The 4,275-nt window shown below is 35.3% G+C and carries 3 protein-coding genes and 2 pseudogenes; all 5 read right to left on the bottom strand.

Going from position 1 to position 4,275, the window contains the following annotated elements; all coding sequences use genetic code 11:
• Positions 1–4 precede the first annotated feature (4 nt).
• The 5 genes and pseudogenes from J7K39_04420 to J7K39_04440 all read right to left on the bottom strand — a co-directional run bounded on the left by J7K39_04420 (position 5) and on the right by J7K39_04440 (position 4,036).
• On the bottom strand, positions 5–1,048 hold the full coding sequence (locus tag J7K39_04420) for a GDP-mannose 4,6-dehydratase (GenBank protein ID MCD6179129.1): 1,044 nt from the start codon (positions 1,046–1,048) through the stop codon (positions 5–7).
• Between the two features lie 115 nt (positions 1,049–1,163).
• A pseudogene (locus J7K39_04425) lies at positions 1,164–1,605 on the bottom strand (GxxExxY protein).
• 678 nt (positions 1,606–2,283) lie between these two features.
• On the bottom strand, positions 2,284–3,051 hold the full coding sequence (locus J7K39_04430) for a winged helix-turn-helix transcriptional regulator (GenBank protein MCD6179130.1): 768 nt from the start codon (positions 3,049–3,051) through the stop codon (positions 2,284–2,286).
• Between the two features lie 162 nt (positions 3,052–3,213).
• On the bottom strand, positions 3,214–3,600 hold the full coding sequence (locus J7K39_04435) for a putative DNA binding domain-containing protein (protein ID MCD6179131.1): 387 nt from the start codon (positions 3,598–3,600) through the stop codon (positions 3,214–3,216).
• Positions 3,601–3,877: 277 nt separating this feature from the next.
• Positions 3,878–4,036 (bottom strand): annotated as a pseudogene (locus tag J7K39_04440) (GDP-mannose 4,6-dehydratase).
• Positions 4,037–4,275 lie beyond the last annotated feature (239 nt).

Consider the following 4,275-nt stretch of genomic DNA (forward strand, 5'->3'; position numbering starts at 1 on the left):
ACTGTTACAGAAGCAAGCAATAAAAAAGTTTGTTGGTATGCAGGCCGGGGATGTAAAAGAAACTTATGCTAATATATCCAAAATTAATAACGAGTATGGTTTCAGTATTAGGTAAGAAACCAAACTCGTTATTAATTTTTGATATATTAGCATAAGTTTCTTTTACATCCCCGGCCTGCATTCCAACAAACTTTTTTATTGCTTTCTTCTGTAACAGTTTTTCCAGTGTTTCAATAAAAGTCAATAAATCCACAGTTTTTGAGTTTCCAATATTAAATATTTCATATTCACTTAAGTTAGTTTTTTTTACGATCTCTACTACGCCATGAATAATATCATCAATATAAGTAAAGTCTCGTTTTAATTTACCGTGGTTATAAACTTCTATCGGTTTATCTTCCAAAATAGCTTTTGTAAATTTGTAATATGCCATATCAGGCCGGCCCCAAGGGCCATAAACTGTGAAAAAGCGTAAGCCTATTGTTTGTATTCCATAGAGATGAGAATAGGTATATGCCATTAGTTCGTTAGATTTTTTTGTGGCAGCATACAGGCTAATAGGATGATCCACATTATCATCTTCTGAAAAAGGGACTTTTTTATTCATGCCATAAACAGAAGAACTTGAAGCAAAGATAAGTCTTTTAACATTGTAATGGCGGCAAGCTTCCAATATATTAAAAAAACCAACAATATTACTTTGGATGTAAGAGTCAGGGTTTTCAATACTATAACGGACTCCTGCCTGTGCTGCCAGATTGATGACTAAATCAAAGTTTTCTTTTTGGAATAATTCATTCATCTGTTCTTTATCCTCAAGGTTCATCCGAATGAATTGATAGTTTCTGTACTTGCTGCTTTTTACAGGTTGGCCCCATTTTTCAGCTTTCCGTGATATACCTGTTTCGTTAAGTCTGGCATATTTAAGATTTTCATCGTAATAGTCGTTAATATTGTCAAGACCGATGACTTCATCGCCTCTTTCAATTAATTTTTTGGCGAGGTGGAAGCCGATGAATCCCGCTGTGCCGGTAATAAGTATCTTCATTTTTGTCATCAAATTATAATGTTTTTTCTTCATCGAATTACACGAATTTATCGAATTGTTATTTTTAATTTTTTCGTGAAATTCGTTTAATTCGATGATTATTTTTTTTAGATGATTAATGACGGATTAGGCGTTTATATTCCAAGCTTTCTGCTCCGAAATTAATCAATAGCCCAAGTTTAAAATCTGTAGCTTTCAAATAATTGATAACTTGAGATTCATTTTTGCCAATTAATTCATTTATGGCTTTGGTTTCAAGAATGATTTTACCCTGTGTAATAGGAAGGAACTACATTAATGCAATTTTTTCCAACAAAACTTATTACACAGGGTGAATCATAACATACAAAATCGGCAGAATAAAATTTACTTAACTTGACTCCTTTGTAAAAGATGTTAAGTAGTTTTTCTCGTTCGTAAGGAATATTTTGCCTTTGGAACTCAAGCTCCAATGCTTCCTGATAAACGGCTTCAAGGAATCCGGGACCCAACTCCTTGTGGACTTCCATGCAGGCACCGATGATTTTGTAGGATTCTTCTTTGTAAATTATGTCCATGGTTTATTTTGTCATCGAATTACGCTCCCGATAGACATCGGGACGATAGACATCGGGATTATCACTAATTGTTTTTTTTGTCATCGAATTACGCGAATTATCACTAATTATTTTGTTAGCGGATTTTTTGTTTTCGCTTTGCGAAAAGTAATCTGCTTAATCAGTTTAATCCGATGATCTTTTATTTGTTTTTTGTGGTTTTGATAAGGCAGCTTCGGTCGTGCCCTATTAAATGTACTCCTGATGAAATATTTCTTCAGAATTTCACCCTAAAGAAATAATAAAATTTCATCCTGTACGGTCATTCCCTGTTAAATATGCAATACATTTCACAGGGTAAACTTCCCTACAGGACAAGTAGGGTAAACAGGATAAATTTGTATTTTATCCTGTACGGTCATTCTTCCCTACAGGACAAGTATGGTGAACCTCCCTCGCAGAGTCGTACTGCCACGTCGCAAGCTCCTCGCAGAGTCGTACTTATTTAGTTAGTTTGGAACCTGATCCGTCCCGGCTTCAATAAAAGTTATGATTTGGCGAGCCCGAGGCACGAGGGCGAAGCCATCTCCCAGTACTCCACGCCTTAAAGTTCATCATATAGATCCCTCCATTCAGGGTTCATTGCTTTAATTAATTTAATCTTTTTGGTTCTTGAACCGGCTTTTTCCATGTCCTCTATTATTTTTCATCGTTTATTATTTTCCAGTATCCGCCTTTATCGGGTCCTATTCGTTTAAGAACGTCTTGTTCTTTTAGATTACTTATGTACCGTGCAATTGTTCTTCTTGTAAGATTTAATCTTTTTGCCAATTCATTGGTGGTTATTTTATTATTGTTTTCAATCTCTTTTAAAATTATATTTTCTGTGACATTTTCTGTGACATTAAAAATCTTTATTTGTATAAAGTCCTTTAGATCGAGTATTTTATACTTTAATTCCGGGTAATCCTTAAACCATTCCTTAACTCTGCGAAATCCTGTTCCATATTTCTCAATATCACCGGTCAGATAAAAAGATTCAACAATTAATTTGTTTCTGTGCTTTGGTACATAATTACCGGATAATATTTTTTCTATTGTCAGGCCGCCAAGCAATTTACCGGGATTTGTAATTTCAATTTCTTCATCAAAAATCTTAATAATAACATCTGTAGGATCGGTATAATCACGGTGAACAATTGCATTTAAAAGTAATTCTCTGATAGCCGGGATAGGATATTGCCAGCGTTCTTTTCGCTGTGTGGTTTCACCGCCTATCTCAAAAGCTAAACGAATGTTCTTCTTGATAAAATCTATTGCCTCGTCAACAGCAAGGATTAACGGGCTTCGGATCATTAAGTCGTCAATAATGATTGTTTGGGTTTTAAACCGCCCTATATGAATATTTGTATGATGTAAACCGAATAATAATTCTGTCGCTCTTGTCAGTTTTTTGTTTTTTATCAATCCGAGTTTTTCACAATCTTTTTGCAAATTACCTGTTGATTTATATCTGCCCGAATTTTTTATTTTTTCCCTGAATACATTTAAGGCCGCATGATCCAAGTCATCAAACTTTGTTTCAACTTCAAAGGCATCAAACGAGTAGTTTAAACTGGAAAATCGTAATTAGGTAATTTGTTCGGCATTAAGCCTGTGATTGGAATTTTGTTTTCTGGCAAAAAACCTATCTTTATAAGATACCGGTTTAACGGGGAATTCACTTATAGTAAAAACAACTATTGTTTTATTATCAATATCTGCAATATCTATAACAGGTAATATAGCAGGGTCTGTATTTTGCTTAACTTCATTAATCCATTTCTGAACAGTTTCTTCTGTGATAGAAACTCCTTGTACCGTGCCATCATCTGCTACACCTATTAATATCCGGCCGCCTTTGGTATTGGAAAAAGCAACTAGCGTTTCGATAACCGATTTGGAAAACGACTGCTTAAATTCTACAATTTCGTTTTCGCCTTGTTTTATAATCTGTTGTAATTTACTTTCGGTCATATTTACCTAACACTACTTGGAATATTCACCACCCTGTCTGTTAGCCATTCGGCATTGGATAAATCACCTGTTTGGCAATGGGTGAACATGGGAAAGCGGTTCATCAGCTCCCAAACAGGGATATTCATATTAATACAAGATTGGAATTTTTAATATGTTTCAAAGAAATATCAATGTATTTCGGATTGGCAAATTTGCTTTGTTTTTTATAGCTCCACTCAGCCAGTTTTTTTGAGACCACATGTTTGTCAAAGTCTTTATTATTTTGGGGGATATCCTCTAACCATCCCCAATAGTTAAATGAATTATATTGAGACAGGGCTCGTACTTTATAGCCTTTCTCAAGAAGCATTTCTGTAAGGTGAGAGCCAATGAAGCCATCGGCTCCGGTTACAAGTACTTTGGAGTTGGTGATGATTCTATTATTATTTTCCATTGTTTTTTTGTTCTATTTTGTGGTATAAAGGGGGAGGGTCTGCTTCGTCGCAAGCTCCTCGCAGAGTCGTACTGCTTCGTCGCAAGCTCCTCGCAGAGTCGTACTATTATAAAACTTTTCGAGTACGATGCTCGTCATCAATATGCTATGAATGTATGATTTGGCGAGCCCGATTTATCGGGTGAAGCCATCTCCCTGTACTCCACGCCTTAAAGTTCATCATATAGATCCCTCCATTC

Source organism: Bacteroidales bacterium, from assembly GCA_021157585.1.
In the GTDB taxonomy this organism is placed as follows: domain Bacteria; phylum Bacteroidota; class Bacteroidia; order Bacteroidales; family UBA12170; genus UBA12170.

Bases quoted from the DNA above. Each gene is read 5' to 3' on its own strand.
- J7K39_04420 (MCD6179129.1), bottom strand. From the start codon at position 1,048: ATGAAGATACTTATTACCGGCACAGCGGGATTCATCGGCTTCCACCTC.
- J7K39_04435 (MCD6179131.1), bottom strand. From the start codon at position 3,600: ATGACCGAAAGTAAATTACAACAGATTATAAAACAAGGCGAAAACGAA.